The sequence below is a fragment of the Flavobacterium sp. YO12 genome, from assembly GCF_004119495.1.
Lineage (GTDB): Bacteria > Bacteroidota > Bacteroidia > Flavobacteriales > Flavobacteriaceae > Flavobacterium.
The window spans coordinates 20,906-39,146 of the sequence record NZ_NRQU01000045.1 but is presented as its reverse complement, the minus strand read 5'-3'; the positions used below and the strand labels follow the sequence as shown (position 1 = coordinate 39,146).

Annotated in this window: 21 protein-coding genes; 10 read left to right on the top strand and 11 right to left on the bottom strand. The window is 32.4% G+C overall.

Translation table 11 applies throughout. From position 1 onward, the window contains the following. Positions 1-27 precede the first annotated feature (27 nt). From BOW55_RS14700 to BOW55_RS14680, 5 genes are all read right to left on the bottom strand, one after another. Positions 28-870: a DUF2911 domain-containing protein gene (locus tag BOW55_RS14700; protein WP_089056775.1), complete on the bottom strand. Its 843-nt coding sequence runs from the start codon at positions 868-870 to the stop codon at positions 28-30. 71 nt (positions 871-941) lie between these two features. Next, positions 942-1,604 carry an HAD family phosphatase gene (locus BOW55_RS14695; protein ID WP_129024724.1) on the bottom strand — a complete coding sequence of 221 codons (663 nt, stop codon included), beginning with the start codon at positions 1,602-1,604 and terminating at the stop codon, positions 942-944. Positions 1,605-1,694: 90 nt separating this feature from the next. Beyond that, the gene (locus BOW55_RS14690; protein ID WP_129024723.1) at positions 1,695-2,408 is read right to left on the bottom strand and encodes a ThiF family adenylyltransferase; all 714 of its coding nucleotides are present in this window, start codon (positions 2,406-2,408) and stop codon (positions 1,695-1,697) included. A 155-nt stretch (positions 2,409-2,563) separates the two neighbouring features. Further along, positions 2,564-3,214, bottom strand: a complete 651-nt coding sequence (locus tag BOW55_RS14685; RefSeq protein WP_129024722.1) for a TatD family hydrolase — start codon at positions 3,212-3,214, stop codon at positions 2,564-2,566. After that, positions 3,214-3,813, bottom strand: a complete 600-nt coding sequence (locus BOW55_RS14680) for a DUF1684 domain-containing protein (RefSeq protein ID WP_129024721.1) — start codon at positions 3,811-3,813, stop codon at positions 3,214-3,216. The genes BOW55_RS14685 and BOW55_RS14680 overlap by 1 nt, the downstream gene beginning before the upstream one ends. 98 nt (positions 3,814-3,911) lie before the next feature. Here BOW55_RS14680 and BOW55_RS14675 point away from each other — a divergent pair, with 98 nt between their 5' ends. From BOW55_RS14675 to BOW55_RS14645, 8 genes are all read left to right on the top strand, one after another. Further along, the gene (locus BOW55_RS14675) at positions 3,912-5,126 is read left to right on the top strand and encodes an MFS transporter (protein ID WP_129024720.1); all 1,215 of its coding nucleotides are present in this window, start codon (positions 3,912-3,914) and stop codon (positions 5,124-5,126) included. Between the two features lie 170 nt (positions 5,127-5,296). Beyond that, positions 5,297-5,665 (top strand): BlaI/MecI/CopY family transcriptional regulator, encoded by a 369-nt coding sequence (locus tag BOW55_RS14670; protein ID WP_089056688.1) that lies wholly within the window; start codon positions 5,297-5,299, stop codon positions 5,663-5,665. A gap of 5 nt (positions 5,666-5,670) precedes the next feature. After that, positions 5,671-7,272, top strand: a complete 1,602-nt coding sequence (locus tag BOW55_RS14665; RefSeq protein WP_129024719.1) for a M56 family metallopeptidase — start codon at positions 5,671-5,673, stop codon at positions 7,270-7,272. Positions 7,273-7,279: 7 nt separating this feature from the next. After that, on the top strand, positions 7,280-7,648 hold the full coding sequence (locus BOW55_RS14660; protein ID WP_089055572.1) for a BlaI/MecI/CopY family transcriptional regulator: 369 nt from the start codon (positions 7,280-7,282) through the stop codon (positions 7,646-7,648). Positions 7,649-7,653: 5 nt separating this feature from the next. Then, positions 7,654-7,965 (top strand): hypothetical protein, encoded by a 312-nt coding sequence (locus BOW55_RS21685; RefSeq protein WP_371414529.1) that lies wholly within the window; start codon positions 7,654-7,656, stop codon positions 7,963-7,965. A 14-nt stretch (positions 7,966-7,979) separates the two neighbouring features. Next, a complete protein-coding gene (locus tag BOW55_RS14655) occupies positions 7,980-9,410 on the top strand; it encodes a M56 family metallopeptidase (RefSeq protein WP_371414528.1) in 1,431 nt (476 codons plus the stop codon). An 85-nt stretch (positions 9,411-9,495) separates the two neighbouring features. Then, a complete protein-coding gene (locus BOW55_RS14650; protein ID WP_129024718.1) occupies positions 9,496-9,636 on the top strand; it encodes an SsrA-binding protein in 141 nt (46 codons plus the stop codon). 122 nt (positions 9,637-9,758) lie between these two features. Next, positions 9,759-10,604 (top strand): DMT family transporter, encoded by an 846-nt coding sequence (locus BOW55_RS14645; protein WP_129024717.1) that lies wholly within the window; start codon positions 9,759-9,761, stop codon positions 10,602-10,604. 63 nt (positions 10,605-10,667) lie between these two features. Here BOW55_RS14645 and BOW55_RS14640 read toward each other — a convergent pair whose 3' ends face one another. Next, the gene (locus BOW55_RS14640) at positions 10,668-11,222 is read right to left on the bottom strand and encodes a fasciclin domain-containing protein (protein WP_129024716.1); all 555 of its coding nucleotides are present in this window, start codon (positions 11,220-11,222) and stop codon (positions 10,668-10,670) included. Positions 11,223-11,433: 211 nt separating this feature from the next. Here BOW55_RS14640 and BOW55_RS14635 point away from each other — a divergent pair, with 211 nt between their 5' ends. Further along, the gene (locus tag BOW55_RS14635) at positions 11,434-11,958 is read left to right on the top strand and encodes a biopolymer transporter ExbD (protein ID WP_129024715.1); all 525 of its coding nucleotides are present in this window, start codon (positions 11,434-11,436) and stop codon (positions 11,956-11,958) included. A 15-nt stretch (positions 11,959-11,973) separates the two neighbouring features. Further along, a complete protein-coding gene (locus tag BOW55_RS14630) occupies positions 11,974-12,495 on the top strand; it encodes a biopolymer transporter ExbD (protein ID WP_129024714.1) in 522 nt (173 codons plus the stop codon). Positions 12,496-12,857: 362 nt separating this feature from the next. Here the strand turns inward: BOW55_RS14630 and rpsA are convergent, their stop codons facing one another. The 5 genes from rpsA to cmk form a co-directional block, all read right to left on the bottom strand. Beyond that, a complete protein-coding gene (gene rpsA / locus BOW55_RS14625) occupies positions 12,858-14,636 on the bottom strand; it encodes a 30S ribosomal protein S1 (protein ID WP_068840655.1) in 1,779 nt (592 codons plus the stop codon). Between the two features lie 429 nt (positions 14,637-15,065). Further along, entirely contained in the window at positions 15,066-15,605 is a 540-nt protein-coding gene (locus BOW55_RS14620) for a hypothetical protein (protein ID WP_129024713.1), read from the bottom strand. A 16-nt stretch (positions 15,606-15,621) separates the two neighbouring features. Continuing rightward, positions 15,622-15,972: a hypothetical protein gene (locus tag BOW55_RS14615; RefSeq protein WP_129024712.1), complete on the bottom strand. Its 351-nt coding sequence runs from the start codon at positions 15,970-15,972 to the stop codon at positions 15,622-15,624. A gap of 107 nt (positions 15,973-16,079) precedes the next feature. Beyond that, positions 16,080-17,456, bottom strand: coding sequence for a nucleoside permease (locus tag BOW55_RS14610; protein ID WP_129024711.1), 1,377 nt, complete (start codon positions 17,454-17,456; stop codon positions 16,080-16,082). 69 nt (positions 17,457-17,525) lie between these two features. After that, positions 17,526-18,218, bottom strand: coding sequence for a (d)CMP kinase (gene cmk / locus BOW55_RS14605; protein WP_129024710.1), 693 nt, complete (start codon positions 18,216-18,218; stop codon positions 17,526-17,528). Positions 18,219-18,241 lie beyond the last annotated feature (23 nt).

Below are 18,241 nucleotides of genomic sequence, written 5' to 3'. Positions count from 1 at the left end.
GATTTTTTTATTAAAATTTAAAAGCTTTTATCTGCTCCATTCAGCGATACTGTCTTTGTTCATTTTTACATAATCTTGGTTGTTTGCAGCTTCAGCAGCAGCCAATGAGATTTTAGCCGTTTCAACAGCACCTTTTTTGTCTCCTTGTTTTGCTTGAATCAATGATTTCAATCTAGAAACGTAGTATGGTTTTTCAGTACTCATATCAAGAGCTTTATCAATATAAGTTCTTGCTGTTTCGATATTTCCATTTGATTGAAACAAATATTGTGCAGCAGCAAAATAGTCATTCCAAGTTGGTCCAGCCAATGTTTTTTCGATACTTGCAGTTGCAATTTTTGCAGTTGGAACTTCAAATTTTAAAGCAACGTGAGAGTTTTCCCAAGCCATTTCTAAATAACCAAAATTAGGATCTAAACCATTAATTCCAATTGTAAAAGTTTCTACCGGTGTTGGCAGTGCATTTTCTTTTACTGTTGTTCTTAATGCTACATAAGCATCACTCCAATTTTCTGGCAATCCCCAGTTGTCTGTAGAAAGGTAAAAAATAACTTCCCAGCTTTCGATTTTAGGAATAGTGTAAATTGCATACTTCCCTTTTTTCAAAGTTTTTCCATCAATTACAACATCATCACTAAAATTAATAATTGTATTTTCGTTTGCTCCTGTTCTCCACAATTTTCCAAACGGAACTAAATTACCAAAAACTGCTCTGCCTCTCGCACCTGGACGCGAGTAAGTAACCTCAACATCTGTTAACCCAACTGTTTGTTTAATATAAGCTTTTGGACTCGCTTGTGGTGTTTTCACCTGAGCTTCAGACGCAAAAGGAGCCATTATTATAGCTAATGCGATAAGTAGTTTTTTCATTATTAAGAGTTTTTTTTGTTTGTTCAAATTTACAAATTCAATTACCGAACAAATGTTAAAATTTACATAATTCAAGATTGAAAATCAGCTATTTTTTTGGCGTTTAATTCGTTGAAATTATTAATGATTAAATCCGCTTCATCTAAGTCCTGCATGTTCGAATGAAGACTGTTATATCCTACGCAAAAAATCCCAGCACCTTTTGCTGCTTTTACACCATTTGTACTGTCTTCAATAATAATACAATTCTCTTTTGGCGCAATTGACAATGAAGCTGCATGAATAAAAATAGCAGGATTTGGTTTTGACTGAGGAAAATCTTCGCCACTCACAATATGAGAAAAATACTGGTGCAGATTAAATCTCGTAAAAACTCTTTCTATTGTAACCTTTGATGCCGAAGAAGCTAAAATTAACTGGATTCCGTTTGCATGTAAATCTTTAATTAAATCCTCAACACCTTCCAGCAGATACAAATCTTCTTTTGTGTCAAAAGCATCATTAAAAATACTTCTTTTTCGTTGAATCAAATCTTCAACTTCATGAGTTATTGAAGGAAAATGTCCTTTTAATGTTTGAAATGTATTTCGAGTCGAAAATCCAGTAAATGAAGTATACATTTCCTCGGAAACTTCGATATTTAATTCTGAAAACTGCTTGTAATAAGCATAACGATGAACGGGTTCTGTGTCGACAATTACGCCGTCCATATCAAAAATTACTGTTTTAATCATTTTTTTTAGGTTCTTAGGTTCTGAGAGGCTAAGATTTTAAGGTTTTTCTGCACTAAACTCAGCACTTTAGAATCTTAGCCTCTTAGCACCTTATTTTTTAAGTAAATAACGAATTACTGCTTCAGCGGCATGAAGTCCGAACAAACCAGGCATGTAGCTGTTAGTTCCGTAAAACGATTTTTTAAAATTTTTCCCGTCAGTCAATTTTAAGCTGTTTTCATCTTGAATTTCAGATGAAAAAACCACTTTTAATTTATTGATTTTTACCGCTTTTAATCGCTTGCGAATTGCTTTTGAGAAATAACAGTTTATCGTTTTAGAAATATCAGCCACTTTTACTTTAGAAGCAAGCATCTTTCCTCCTGCTCCCATACTGCTGATGATTTTTACTCTTTTGCGTTTTGCTGCAATAATCAAATTTAATTTTGGCGTAATACTGTCAATACAATCCAAAACATAATCAAACTCAGGAGAAACGATTTCAAAAGCGCGCTCTGGCGACAAAAACTCCTGAACACGAGTTAATTTCAATTCGGGATTAATATCCATTAAACGATCGCCGACAATAGTAATTTTAGGCTGACCAACTGTTGAATGCAAAGCAGGAAGCTGTCTGTTAATATTCGTAATATCCACAACATCGCCATCAACAATTGTCATATTTCCAACTCCCGCTCTAGCCAAAAATTCGGCTGCAAATGATCCTACTCCGCCTAAACCTACTACCAGCACGTTTGCATTTTTTAGATTCTCTAATCCTTCTTTTGTAAATAAAAGCTCAGCTCTTTCTGTCCACTCTGCCATATATTTTCTTTTGTTGTTTTTGTTTTTTTATTTGTTTCAAGTTCACTGCCTGTCAGACTGAGCGAAGTCGAAGTCCAATTTGAGCGCCCCTTCGACTTCGCTCAGGGTGACAAACTCATTTTACTTTTTACTATTTACTTTTCACTAATTACTAATTACTTCTCACCAAAAACTCTTTCAAAATTTCTTTTAATAATCTCTTGTAATTCTTTAACTGTACTATTTTTATATGCTGCAGCCAAATTGTAAACCTGCTGAATACTCTCATCGATTGTATCGGTTTCTAAGAAAAAACGATCGTTTGGAATATTCTGAAAAACGTCTTTCAAACTTGGATTTTTTAATAAATATTTACCAAACGAAATGTAAAATCCCGCTGCAATAAGCTGCTCAGCAATTTGACTATTTTTAGAGAAACCGTGAACAATCATAGGAACTGAAATTTTCATTTTCTTTTTGATTGCAATAATTTCCTGAAACGCAGCAACACAATGAATAACAACTGGTTTATTGTATTTTTCGGCTAAAGCCAATTGTTTTTCAAAAACCTGAATTTGAAGTTCAAGCGGAATTTCAACACGTTTATCCAAACCACATTCTCCAAGTGCTAAGCAGTTTTTGGTCTGTAGTTTTTCTTCAATAATTTTCAGATCATTTTCTAAACGATCTTCTCTAATATACCAAGGATGAATTCCAATAGAATAATAAGGAATTGATGCATCAAACTCTTGCGGATATTGATTTACCAATTCTAGAATATCAGAATGATTCGTAAATTGATGTGTATGAAAATTAAAAAAGTCCATTAATGAAATGTTTTTACACCGGCTTTAATTTCTATTTTCAAATCATTTTCTAAGGGAACGATTGGGCAGGAATACTTATGATTGTATGCACAATACGGATTGTAAGCTTGATTAAAATCGATTGCAATTGTACTTCCTTTTGGGATTTTTAGATCAATATATCTTCCGCCTATATAACTTTCTTTTCCGCAGGTTAAATCTGAAAAAGGAAGAAACAAATGATCTTTATATTTTTTTTGTTTAGACAATTCAATGTTTCTATACACATTCAACTGCATTTCGGCACCATCAATTGTAAAATAAATAGTTCCGAATTTTACATATTTTGGCGTTCTGGTTCCTGTAGTTTTCATTTCAAAAACCTTTTCATTTTCTGCTTTTTCAAATCTTGCATTAACAAAATACTTTCCATTAATGGGATAAAAATCCAATGTTTTAAAAGATTTTAAATCTTCTTCCATCAACGGACTTGTCTTAGCATCAGCATATTCTGAGTTTATTTGCTTTTGAAATTTTTCGGCATCAATACTCTTAAATTTCATTTGGCTGAAACCAAAACTAAAAGTTAAAAGCAAGCTTAGGATAATGTAGTTTTTCATCGTAGAAATTTAGTGCAAAAATAGTTTAAAAGTAACAAAATGACAACGGCAGAACATGACAAAGTTTTCTAACTTTGTTGCAAATTTTAATCATCGTAATGCTCAAAACTGCTTTTAGTCACTATATAAACAACTTTAAAGGATTTTCTAGAGAAATCTGGATACTTACAATTATCACTTTTATCAATCGTGCCGGAACAATGGTACTTCCTTTTTTGTCTAAGTATTTAAAAGAAGATCTTCATTTTACCTATAATCAAGTTGGCTGGATTATGGTTGCGTTTGGTTTAGGCTCTATGCTTGGTTCTTGGCTGGGCGGCAAATTATCTGACAAAATTGGTTTTTATAAAATCATGATTTTTAGTTTGTTTACGACAGGAATTTCAATGTTCCTAGTACAATTTGTTACCACTTTTTGGGGCTTATGTATTGCGATGTTTGTTTTAATGACTATTGCTGATATGTTTCGACCTGCAATGTTTGTATCTCTGGGAGCATATGCAAAACCCGAAAATAGAACTCGTGCATTAACACTGGTCCGTCTTGCTGTAAATTTAGGTTTTGCAGCCGGACCTGCACTTGGCGGTTTAATAATTATGGGAATGGGGTATTCTGGATTGTTTTGGGTTGATGGTGCCTCTTGTATTATTTCAATTCTAATTTTTGCATTATTAGTTAAGGAAAAGAAAAAAGTAGATCATGGTGACAAAACTGAAAGTGCTGCTGAAGTGAAATCTGTATTTCATGATGGAATATTCTGGGTTTTCTTATTTGTGAGTTTCATAACGGCTATGATTTTCTTTCAGCTTTTTACAACGCTTCCATTATATCATAACGAAAAATTTGGCTTAAGCGAACTTCAAACTGGTCTTTTAATGACTTTAAATGGTCTTTTGATTTTTGCTTTAGAAATGCCGACGGTTGGTTTTATGGAGCGACGAGGATTTCCTAAAATCAAAATAATAATTCTAGGATCCTTTGTAATGGCTTCGAGCTTCTTTCTTTTATTAATTAATTTTTGGGCTGGAATGTTAGTAATCAGCATGATCTGTATTTCGATTGGCGAAATCTTAACCTTTCCGTTCTCGAATGCATTTGCATTAAGCCGTGCTCCGCGTGGTCAAGAAGGACGCTATATGGCACTTTATACCATGAGCTTTAGTCTGGCACATATTGTAAGTTCTAAAGTTGGATTTGAAATTATCTCTGATTTTGGCTATCAAATAAACTGGTTATTTATGGCTTGTATTGGAATAATTGCAACTCTTTGCTGCCTTTGGATTAAAAAAGCTTTACTGCAGGAAAAAAAATAAACAAATCCTTTATTTAAAACTAAATCATTAAAATTCAATTCATTAACTTTGAACTTGAATAACTTTTCTGTGTCTTTTATTCTCGAATAACGTCTTTTTTAGTTAAATAACTAGTTTTATAGTTGCGTAACTAAAAAAATAGTTATAGCTTTGAATTAAAATTAAAAGACATGCAAAAGTTAACCAACAAAGAAGAAGAGATAATGCAAATTTTATGGAAGTTGAAAAAAGCTTTTGTAAAAGAAATTCAGGCAGAAATAACTGAAGATCAACCGCATTACAATACCCTTTCAACAATAGTTCGAAATCTGGAGGAAAAAGGTTTTGTAGCGCATAATGCATTTGGAAATACACATCAATATTATCCTGCTGTAACTCTTGAAGCCTACAGCAAGAAATATATGAAAACGGCAATTGACAACTATTTTAATAGTTCTTATAAAAATATGGTTTCATTTTTTGCCAAGGAAGAGAAAATCTCCGCAGATGAATTACGCGAGATATTAGCTATGATCGAAACTCCAAAAGAAGAAAAATAATGGTTATGGAAGCACTTTTCATTTATATTGCAAAATCTACAGGTCTAATCGCACTATTTTACTGTGCTTATCAAGCTTTACTTCGCAAGGAGACATTTTTTAACAGCAATAGATGGTTTTTATTGACTGGTTTAATAACAGCAGTAGTTTTACCTTTGTTAGTTTACACTAAAGTTATTTGGGTTGATCCTGCTCCATCATTTAATATTGACTATTCGAAGCTTCAGCCGTCGCAAATTACCCAAGAAACTTTTGAACTTAATTGGAACTATATCTTAATAGCAGTTTATGCTGTCGTTTTTTTGGCATTGATCGTAAAATTTGCTTTTGATTTTTATAGTTTAAACACAATTTTAAAAGGCCGAAAAGTAAAACAACAAGCCGATTTTAAGTTTATTGATGTTGCCGAAAATATAGCTCCTTTCTCCTACTTTGACTACATCGTATACAATTCATCAATGTATAACGAACAAGAATTAGAAAATATCATTGAACATGAGAAAGTACACAGCGAACAAAATCATACTATCGATGTTTTAATTACACGTGTTTTTTGCATTATCTTTTGGTTTAACCCAATAATGTGGCTTTATAAAAAAGCAATAGTTCAAAACTTAGAGTTTATTGCTGATAAGGAAGCTGCTAAAAAACTATCTGACAAAAAAGCCTATCAATACACGCTTTTAAAAATAACAACGCACGAAACCTGCGTTGCAATCACCAATCATTTTTATCAATCATTAATCAAAAAACGAATCGTTATGTTAAACAAAAATCAATCAAAAAAACGAAATTCTTGGAAGTATTATACTGTAATTCCAGCTCTTGCCGCTTTTGTGTTCTTATTTCAAATTGAAGTAATTGCAAAAGAAAAACAACTGGTATTAAAGGGAGTTTCTGAGAAAAAAGAATCAGAGGATATCTACAAAATCAAGAAAAATTCTACGGATAAAGAATTAAACGAAATCAAAGAAAACTTAAAGAAAAAATACAATATTGATTTCGAAACTTCTGAAATACGAAGAAATGCAGAGAATGACTTAACATCAATTAAAATTGATATTAAAAACGGAACTCAGCAGGTACAATCTATTCAAACAAAAGGCGATCAACCTATTAAGAGTTTCGGAATAGTTGTTACAACTGATAAAGAAGGCAGTAAAAAAGTTGGTATTCAAACTTCTGATGAAACCAATGATTCTAAAACTGGCAAAAAAGCAAAATTTGTAAGCAGCACAAAAACAATAACTAAATCAAATACTAATGATAGCAATAATTCTGATGTTAGTGCAAAAACTGACACTAATATTAATACAAATATTAGCACTACTGTAACGACAGATTCTGACAATAATGTTACTACAAAAGTAATTACGACAGATGGAAATAATTCTTCAATAACGATCTCAAATTCTACTAGAAGCAATATGAAAAAAGGCAATCAATTAGTAGTTATAAATGGAACTGTAATGTCAAGCGATTACAACCTTGAAGAGCTTAAACCAAATGAAATTAAAACGATTGTTATATCTAAAGGAACTCAAGCAAAAGCTAAATATGGAGAGAGCGGATCGAATGGTGTAATTGAGGTTGAAACATATAAATAGCCTAAAAATGCAAAAGTTAACCAACAAAGAAGAAGAAATTATGCATATTTTATGGAAGCTTAAAAAAGCTTTTGTAAAAGAAATTCAGGCGGAAATTACTGAAGATCAACCGCATTACAACACACTTTCGACTATTGTTCGCAATCTTGAAGAAAAAGGCTTTGTGGCACACAATGCATTTGGAAACACTCATCAATATTATCCTGCAATTAGTTTAGAAGCTTACAGCAAAAAGTACATGAATACTGCGATTGACAACTATTTTAATAGTTCATACAAAAATATGGTTTCCTTTTTTGCCAAGGAAGAGAAAATCTCTGCAGATGAATTACGCGAAATCCTAGCTATGATCGAAACTCCTAAAGAAGAAAAATAATTGTTATGGAAGCACTTTTTATTTTTATTACAAAATCAAGCGGTTTATTAGTACTGTTTTATTGTGCTTATTTCTTTTTACTTCGTAAAGAAACTTTTTTTAATAGTAACAGATGGTTTTTACTAGCTGGATTATTCACCTCTATTGTTTTGCCATTTTTGGTGTATACCAAAATTGTTTGGGTCGACCCGGCGCCAATAATTGAAAACTTTAATTATACTCGAGGCTATTATCCGCAGACTATCGAAAAAGAATCTTTTGAAATTAACTGGAATTATGTTGCAATTGCAATTTATACTCTTGGATTTCTGCTTTAATTATAAAATTCGCAATGGATTTTTATAGTTTAAATTCCGTTTTAAAAGGCAAAAAAGTACAACAGCAAGCTGATTTTAAATTTATAGATGTAAATGAAAACATTGCTCCTTTCTCCTATTTTGATTATATCGTATACAACTCATCAATGTATACAGAGGCTGAATTAGAGAATATTATTGAGCATGAAAAAGTGCACAGCGATCAAAATCACACAATGGATGTTTTGATTTCTAGAGTATTTTGTGTGCTGTTTTGGTTCAATCCAATTATCTGGCTGTACAAAAAAGCAATTCTGCAAAATCTCGAGTTTATTGCCGACAGTGAAGCTGCCAAAAAAATTTCAGACAAAAAAGCGTATCAATACACGCTTTTAAAAATCACGACACATGAAAGCTGTGTCGCAATCACCAATCATTTTTATCAATCATTAATCAAAAAACGAATTGTCATGTTAAACAAAAATCAATCAAAAAAATGGAATTATTGGAAGTATTATGCCATACTTCCTGCTCTTGTCGCTTTTGTGCTTTTATTCCAAATTAAAACAATAGCGCAAGAAAAAGAACGAAAAGAAGCGCAAGAAATTACTTCAAAAACAGATCCGATTATTGTATTCAAAATCAAGAAAACAACAACTGATCAGGAACTAAAAGAAATGACGGCTAAACTTAAAAAAGAGCATGATGTAAATGTTGTTGTTTCTAATGTTATCAGAAATTCTAATAATGAATTAACATCGATTAAAATTGACATCGACAAAGGAACCGGAAAAGCACAAACTTTAGAGATTGAAGGCAACAATCCTATTAATGAAAGTGGTATTGTAATTACAACGAACAGCAATGGCTCCAAAAAAGCCGGCATTCTTACTGGTGAAGAAATTGACGAACCAATAACAGCAGGAAGTCGTGTGGTAGATATTAAGCATTTTAACGGCAAAGATATACCTGAACCGCCAGTTCCACCTGCAGCACCAATAACTTCGGCACTACCTCCGCCGCCTGCTCCTCCTGCACTGCCTGATTTACCTAAAAACTTAGAACTTCCAGCTCCGCCAAATATGTCTAAAATGCCAAAAGCACCAATACCTCCAAGAAATTTTGAGGATAAAGTTGCAGTGAAAAATTTCGAAAAAAAGATGGCGGAATTTGAAAGAAAAATGGAAGCTTTTCAGCCGCAATTATCAGCTTACGAAAAACAAGTAGATGAAATTATGGCTAAACGTGAAGGCGGTTATGACAAAGAAATGGAAAAGTTCGAAATTGCGATGGATAAATTTAACGCAGAAATGGACAAATACAACGCTCAAATTGACCAGCAATTTGGAGGTGATTTCGAAAAAAAGATGGAACAATTTGAAAAAGAAATGAAAGTATACGAACAAAAGATGAAAGTGTACGAAAAAAACATTCAGAAATTTGAAAAAGAGAATAAACGTTCTTAATCTCAAATTTAAGAATATGTTACAAAAAAGACTTTGCCTGACCGCAAAGTCTTTTTTTTGTATCTTTGCGCAAAATTAACCTGCGATGTACAAATTTTTAGCCAAATTAAATAAAATACTTTTACCAAGTTTTACCAAACAAGGTTTAGATATTTCTAAAGCCAAAAAATGGCAAATGGCTCTTATTGGCTACAGAGCTTTTATTACTAAACGGGCTTTAGAATAATTTAGTTTAGAATAAAAAATACTTTTGAATCGGTATTTTATAAATCGAATTCAAAATAGCAGCATAACGTAAATGAACCGCAATGAGATAAAATTTGCTGTTCACTTTACATGAATTTCTCCATGAAAAATAAAGAATTAAATATCCCCCCTGTTCCTGCCGTACTTTTAGCAATCATAAGCGTTCAATGCGGAGCTGCAATTGCAAAAACTCTTTTTCCTGCTATTGGAGCAGCCGGAACGGCATCTATCCGAATTGGGGTTTCGGCATTGATTCTGCTTTTAGCATACAGACCTAATTTAAAGCAGATAAAACCAAACCAATGGAAAACTGTAGTTCCTTACGGCTTGTGCTTAGGAGCTATGAACTTAACTTTTTATTTAGCTATTGAAAGAATCCCAATTGGGTTAGCTGTTACTCTAGAATTTGTCGGCCCTTTATTACTGGCAATAATTGGCTCAAAACGCTTAATGGATTATTGCTGGGTATTATTAGCTGCCGCTGGAATTGCATTAATAGCACCATGGTCAAATGACTCAATAGACATAGTAGGAGTTTTGTTTGCTCTTTTAGCTGCAACCTTCTGGGCAACTTACATTATTCTAGGCGGAAAAGTATCAAAAATAATGCACGGCGGTCAAGCGGTTGCAACTGGTATGTTATTCGCCTCTCTACTTATTTTACCTTTTGGTTTTTATGAAAACGGATTAGCTAATCTGACTCCTAAACTTTTTGGTTATGGTGTTGCTCTTGCCCTTTTATCAAGTGCAATTCCGTTTACTTTAGAGATGAAAGCACTAGGACAGCTTCCACCCCGTACATTTAGTATTTTAATGAGTTTAGAGCCAGCCGCTGCTTCAATTTGTGCTTTTCTATTTCTACAAGAAAAACTGAACTTTTACGAGATTCTAGCTGTCGTTTGTGTTGTATCTGCCTCTGTTGGCGCTACATTAACAGCAAAACGATAAAAAACAAAAGCCTTGCAAATACAAGGCTTTCATAAACGTAGGTATTGTTTTGGAGATTTTAAATTATTTCTTTGGCAATAATACAGTGTCAACAACATGAATTACACCATTTGATTGATTGACATCAGCAATTGTAACTTTAGATTTATTTCCACTTTCATCGCTTATATATAAATCTTTTCCTTTCATCCAAGCTGTTAGTGTTCCACCATTTACCGCTTTTATAGTTGCTTTTCCTTTTCCTTCTTTAATTGCTTTTGCAATGTCTGATGCATTCCATTTTCCTGCAACAACGTGATAAGTCAAAATATTTTGAAGCATTTTTTTATTCTCTGGTTTCAACAATGTTTCAACAGTGCCTTTTGGCAGTTTATCAAAAGCTGCATTCGTTGGAGCAAAAACAGTAAATGGTCCTTTTCCTTGAAGTGTTTCTACTAAATCAGCAGCCTTTACAGCAGCAACCAATGTTGTATGATCTTTTGAGTTAATGGCATTTTCAATAATATTTTTGTTCGGATACATTGCTGCACCACCAACCATTACTGTTTTTTGAGCAAAAGATGTAAATCCTAACGCTAAAGTTAAAATTGCTGCAGCTAAAAATTTTCTAGTTTTCATAATTAATGTTTTAAGTTATATCTTCATTTACGGAGAACTTTTTGTTTTGGTTTTAAAGAAATCTGAAATAATCTCAAATAATACCTAAACATTCTCAAAATCGATTATAAAACAAGCTTTTAGCTATCCAAAACTTTTTTAATTATTTTTAAAGAGACGATGATTTTTGTCTCTATTTTATTATTAACTTTAAATTCAAAACCAATTCATTATGGAAAATCTACCTAAAAAAGTGAGAAGTAAAAAGTTAAATTCAAGAGTTGATTTAACTGCAATGGTCAGCGTTTCGTTTTTGCTGATTATATTTTTTATGGTTGTTGGGGAATTGTCAAAGCCAAATGTTATGGATTTAGCTTTACCAAGTAAAGAAAGAGGTTGTGGTCCAATCGGATGTATTGATGCAACTAGACTTTACACTATTTTATTAGACAAAAATGATAAAATAATAACCTATTCTGGTTTATTAGACTATCCTACTCATTCTCCAAAAGAAATTAAATATGGGAAAAATGGAATTCAAAAAGAAGTATTTCTTAAGAAAAGAGAAATACAAGAATATATGACCGCGATGGGAAAACCAAAAAGCGGTGTAATAATCATTATAAAACCAAGCAAAAAATCAAATTTTAAAAATCTAGTAGATATTTTAGATGAAATGGCAATTGCAAAAATTAACACTTATGCAATAGTCAACGAATTTACACTAGAAGAATCAAAATTATTAGCTACAAATTAACTTAAACTCAAAGTCATGAATAATTTACCTCAAAAAGTCAGAAGTAAAAAGTTAAATTCAAGAGTTGATTTAACCGCAATGGTCAGCGTTTCGTTTTTACTGATTATATTTTTTATGGTTGTTGGAGAATTGTCAAAGCCTAAAGCTATGGATTTGAGCATAGGAAATGATTGCTGTGATTGCCCTACTCCACATTATGGAGAAAATAGATCTTTTACAATTATCTTAGATCAAAACAACAAACTAGTTTATTATGCAGGAATTCTAGCAAGTCCCATTATAAAACCACAGATAACGACATTTGGAAAAGATGGAATACGTAAAGAGCTAGATATTTATAATAATGCAGCATTAAAGTATTCAGAACAGTTAGGCAAACCAGGGAGAGGAATAACCGTAATTATAAAACCTACTAAAAAATCGAATTACGGAAATCTAGTAGAAATACTTGATGAATTAAAAACAACAAATATTGATTCTTATAGCATTATACCTGAGTTTACTCCCGAAGAAACAAAACTACTAGCAGCTAAATAAATAATATTTCTTTTAAAAACGAGTGCTTTAGCCCAGATAGAAGGGAAAATCCTTTTGTGGCGGGGTTCGCCTCAAAAGATTGGAATGATAGCTGGAAATAGCTTCTGAAAAATAAAATACCAATTCTTTAAAATCCAAATTCCAACCGTTAACAATACAAACATAACTAATGGTTTCAACCATTGGAACACAAAGAATATCACAACAAGTTTCCCATGGTTGAAACCACGGGCAATATTTGAAAAACAGGTAGAAACTAAGTCAACACAAGAACTTGAAACCTGAAACAAAGAAAACCTGAAACTTGAAATAAAAAAAGTCCCACATTACTGTGGGACTTTCTATTTAGAGGAAACTAAGAATTATTTTTTCTCAGTTTTTTCCATTTTAGCTTTTAATGCAGCTAATACATCATTGTTATCTCCTAAAGTTGCAGCTGGTGCATTAGTAGTAGAGTTAGATGAAGTATTTTCAGTTGCAGCTTTCACATTTTTCTCTTCTTCTTCTCTGAAGATAGCAGTGTGAGAAGCAACTACTCTTTTGAATTCTTTGTTGAATTCGATTACTTTGAAATCAGCAGTATCACCTTTTTTCAATTTCTTTCCGTCTTCTTTTTCAAGGTGACGAGTTGGAATGAAAGCAACGATATCATCTCCGAATTCTACAGTAGCTCCTTTGTCAACGATTTCAGAAATCTCACCATTGTGGATAGTTCCTACAGCGAAAGAATCTTCGTATTGATCCCAAGGATTAGCAGTAGTTTGTTTGTGACCTAAAGATAATTTACGTCCTTCAACATCTAATTCTAATACAACTACATCAAGTTTTTCACCAACATTTACAAATTCAGATGGGTGTTTGATTTTCTTAGTCCAAGAAAGGTCAGAAATGTAGATTAATCCATCAATTCCTTCTTCTAATTCTACGAAAATACCAAAGTTTGTAAAGTTTCTAACGATACCTGTATGTTTAGAACCTACTGGGTATTTAGAAGTAATATCAGTCCATGGATCTTGAGTCAATTGTTTGATACCTAATGACATCTTACGATCATCTCTATCTAAAGTTAAGATAACAGCCTCAACAACATCTCCAACTTTTACGAAATCTTGAGCAGAACGTAAATGAGTTGACCATGACATTTCAGAAACGTGGATTAAACCTTCAACACCTTCAGCAACTTCGATGAAAGCACCGTAATCAGCGATTACAACTACTTTACCTTTAACTTTATCACCAATTGTTAAATTAGCATCTAAAGCATCCCATGGGTGAGCGTTTAATTGTTTCAATCCTAATTGAATTCTTGTTTTCTCATCATCGAAATCAAGGATTACAACGTTTAATTTTTGGTCTAATTCAAGAACTTCACTTGGGTGGTTGATTCTGCTCCAAGAAAGGTCAGTAATGTGAATTAATCCATCAACACCACCTAAGTCAATGAACACACCATAAGAAGTAATGTTTTTAACAACACCTTCTAATACTTGTCCTTTTTGTAATTGACCGATGATTTCTTTTTTCTGTACTTCAATATCAGCCTCGATAAGAGCTTTGTGAGATACAACAACGTTTTTGAATTCGTGGTTAATTTTTACCACTTTGAATTCCATCATTTTGTTTACATATACATCGTAGTCTCTAATTGGCTTAACGTCAATTTGAGATCCTGGTAAGAACGCTTCAATACCGAATACGTCAACGATCATACCTCCTTTAGTTCTACATTTAACAAAACCGTTAACGATTTCTCCAGTTTCATTAGCTGCAATAACTCTATCCCAAGATTTGATAGTACGTGCTTTTCTGTGAGATAATACTAATTGACCTGTTTTGTCCTCACGGATGTCGATTAATACTTCAACTTTGTCACCTACTTTTAAGTTTGGGTTGTAACGGAATTCATTTAAAGAAATAACACCTTCAGATTTAGCATTGATATCAACGATAACGTCTCTATCTGTAATTCTAACAACAACTCCTTCAACTACTTCTTCTTGATCTGTAGCGATGAAAGTTTTTGATACTAGTTCTTCAAACTCTTGTAAGTTTTTCTCATCTACTGCATCAATTCCTTCTTGGAAGTTATGCCAGTTAAAATTTGCTAAAAACTCTTCTTGTGATTTTAATTGTTCAGACATGCTGATAAAAAATTTGTATTCTGTTTTTCTTGAGTTTCTCTAAGCGATAGAAAAAACAGAAGTTGTTTTACATAAATGGTTGATACCTAATGGAAACTCTTCTCTGCCAAAAGGTTTGCAAAATTACTACAAATTTCTGTACTTACAAAATAAATTCAAATGATTATCAGTCAATTGCTCTGAAGCAGACGTTTTTAGGTTTTCAAGACCTGAAGTCCCGCTATCCGTTACAATCTTTTATACCGAACCCCGGCACAAAAAGATTTTCACTTCTATCGGGGCTAGATTAGAAAATTTAATAGTTTTTAAGAACCTTACTCAAAAAATTCTAAGATTTTTTTTAAGTGTTGTGTTTTTTAACAACAAACCCGACAGGTTTTAAAAACCTGTCGGGTTTACTCTGCGTAACTATCTTTGTCAAAATTTTTCTTAAAAAGCCTTCCCATGTCTTGAGTTCTCGCTTGTTTGTGTCCAAACTTCAGCTCTGGTAAATTTGCGATTTTCGAAATGCAATTCTAAATTTGGTAAAACATCAAATGAACGATTGGTTCCTATATCTAACCTCATACATAGATGATGAGAATTAAATGCATTACTTTCTCCTGACCAAAATAAGTTCAAAGTCGAGAAATTAATTTCAGGAATCTTTTTTAATTTTTCCTCAGGAACATATAAACTTTTATCTTTAAAAGTAATTTTAAATAATATCCAGTTTTTCCCCTCAGATCGAACAGTTACAATTTCTCCTGTTTTATAGTATAACTGAACTTCTGAAATTTCTTTTTTTCCAGTAACAATTTCCTTACAGAATTCTTCCAGTTTTGAATCAATAGATTCAAATTGAACTACATCTTTACTTTTTAAAATAAATACAAATTTTTGAGGAATTTCTATTCTATCCTTATGCGCATAAATAAAACTGAAATTAAAAAATAAAAATATCCCAAAAATGATCTTTAATGCTTTCATATTAATTTTATAAACTTTATTTCTTTTTAATCCAAAACAATCCTCCCAAAACTGAAACCGGCGCAAAAACAAAAATTGCAAACAATTGCGTCCAGGAACTACCACTCGATTTAAAAAGTGAAAAAGTGGCAAATCCAGCCATAATAGCAAATAGGATATAATTGACTTTTAAATTTTTAGTTTTCGAAATAAACTGTGTAACAAGTCCACTTAAAAAAGAAAAAACCGCTCCATATACAAAAGTCAAACCCATAAATAATCCTGAAGCGTCAGAATGCGGTTTAACTCCCGAAACTTGGAATAAAAGCACAGAAGTGATTACAAAAATAGCATAACCTGCTATTACAGCTAAAATTTGTCGAATCATAATTTTGATCTTTTAAATCAAAATTAAGTTTTTTGATTTAATTTCATTCTTTAAAACAACAAACCCGACAAATAAAATTTATCGGGTTTGTGTTATAGTATTTTTATTTAATGACTCAAATTCTCGATTTCCTTCGGGTCATGTTTATGTTTAAATAAAACAGCAAAAGCAATCGCAATAACCAGAGCATAAGCTGCAAAAGACAACCAGATCGTATGCCAGTCTTTCATTAATATTGGATTTGCAAAAATTCCATCTGTCGAAATCGAATTTCCTTGGCCTTTTACAAATTCTAACATCTTAGAATTTGTTGCATCAGTTTGTAAAAATCCTGCTAATTCAGTTGTATTGGTAAATGATTTTGTAAAGAAACGATCAATAGCCCAACCGGAAGTTAAACTTCCTAAAACGGCTCCTACTCCATTGGTCATCATCATAAACAAACCTTGCGCCGAAGAACGAATTTTAGAATCAGTATTGCTTTCTACGAATAATGAACCTGAAATATTAAAGAAATCAAACGCCATTCCATAAACAATACAAGACAAAATAATCATCCATAATCCTCCAACAGGATCTCCAAAAGCAAATAATCCGAAACGTAAAACCCAAGCCAGCATACTAATAAGCATAACTTGTTTGATTCCGAATCGTCTTAAGAAAAACGGAATTGCCAAGATAAACAACGTTTCAGAAACTTGAGAAATCGACATAATAATAGTCGAATACTGGATCACAAAAGAATCGGCATACTTTGGAAAATGTTTAAATTCGTCTAAAAACACATCACCATAAGCATTTGTTAACTGCAAAGCTCCTCCTAAAAACATAGAAAAAACAAAAAACAATGCCATTTTGTAATTACCAAATAATTTAAAAGCTTCTAAGCCCAAAGTTTCGGTTAACGAAGCGTCTTCTTTAGTTAAACGCTGTGGTTCACATTTTGGCAATGTAAAAGCATAAATTCCTAAAATTAAAGCACCAATTCCAGCAATATAAAACTGATATTCTGTTGCTTTACTTCCGCTTAAATTAGTAATCCACATTGCAGCTATAAAACCAATAGTTCCCCAAACACGAATTGGCGGAAAATCTTTTACGATGTTCTTATTATTCAACTTCAGTGAAGTATAAGAAATTGAGTTACTTAATGCAATTGTCGGCATATAACAGCACATTGCTGCAAACATTACATAAATAAAATTATCCGGAGTAGTCACATGCGCAATTCCAAACAAAACAGCCGCGTAAGCAATATGCAAAACACCATATAATTTTTCGGCATTTACCCATCTGTCAGCAATAATACCAGTTAAGGTTGGCATAAATAAAGACGCAATTCCCATGGTTCCAAACACTAAACCAAATTGTGTTCCTTCCCAATTTTTGGTTCCAAACCAATAATTTCCAATCGTAATAAGCCAAGCTCCCCAAACAAAAAACTGAAGAAAGCTCATTACAATTAATCTATTTTTAATTCCCATATGATGAAATTGTCTTTTTAGTAAAAATGAAGCGGTAAAACTACCATTAAAAATAATATCTACAAAAAATTAAATGGTTTTTAAAGCATCATTTACCAATTCTAAAACGGCTTCAAACTGCTCTTTTCTATTTAAGTAAGAATTATCTATTTCTATTGCATCATCAGCTATCACTAAAGGTGAATCTTCGCGATGTGTATCAATATAATCTCTTTCTACTACATTCTTTAAAACATCTTCATATGAAACATTATCTCCTTTTTGCTGTAATTCATCAAAACGCCTTTGTGCACGAGTTTCTGCACTGGCAGTCATAAATATTTTAAGTTCTGCATTTGGAAAAACAACGGTTCCTATATCTCTTCCGTCCATTACTATTGCTTTGTTTTTTCCCATTTCTTGTTGCTGCTCTACTAATTTAGCGCGTACTTCAGAAACTTCTGCCACTTTACTCACAAAGTTAGAAACTTCAATTGTTCTAATTTGTTTTTCGACATTTTCACTATTCAGATACATTTCGGCAAAACCTAATTCAGTATTAAATTTAAATTCTAACTGAATCTTTGACAAAGCATTTATCAGAGCACTTTTGTCAAAAAAATCAACTCCAATAAATTTATTCTGCATGGCAAAATAAGCTACCGCACGATACATTGCTCCCGTATCTACATATACATATTCAAGTTCTTTTGCCAATTGTTTCGCTAATGTACTTTTTCCTGTTGATGAAAATCCGTCGATAGCAATTGTAATTTTTCTCAATTTTTTATGTTTTAATTTTTAAT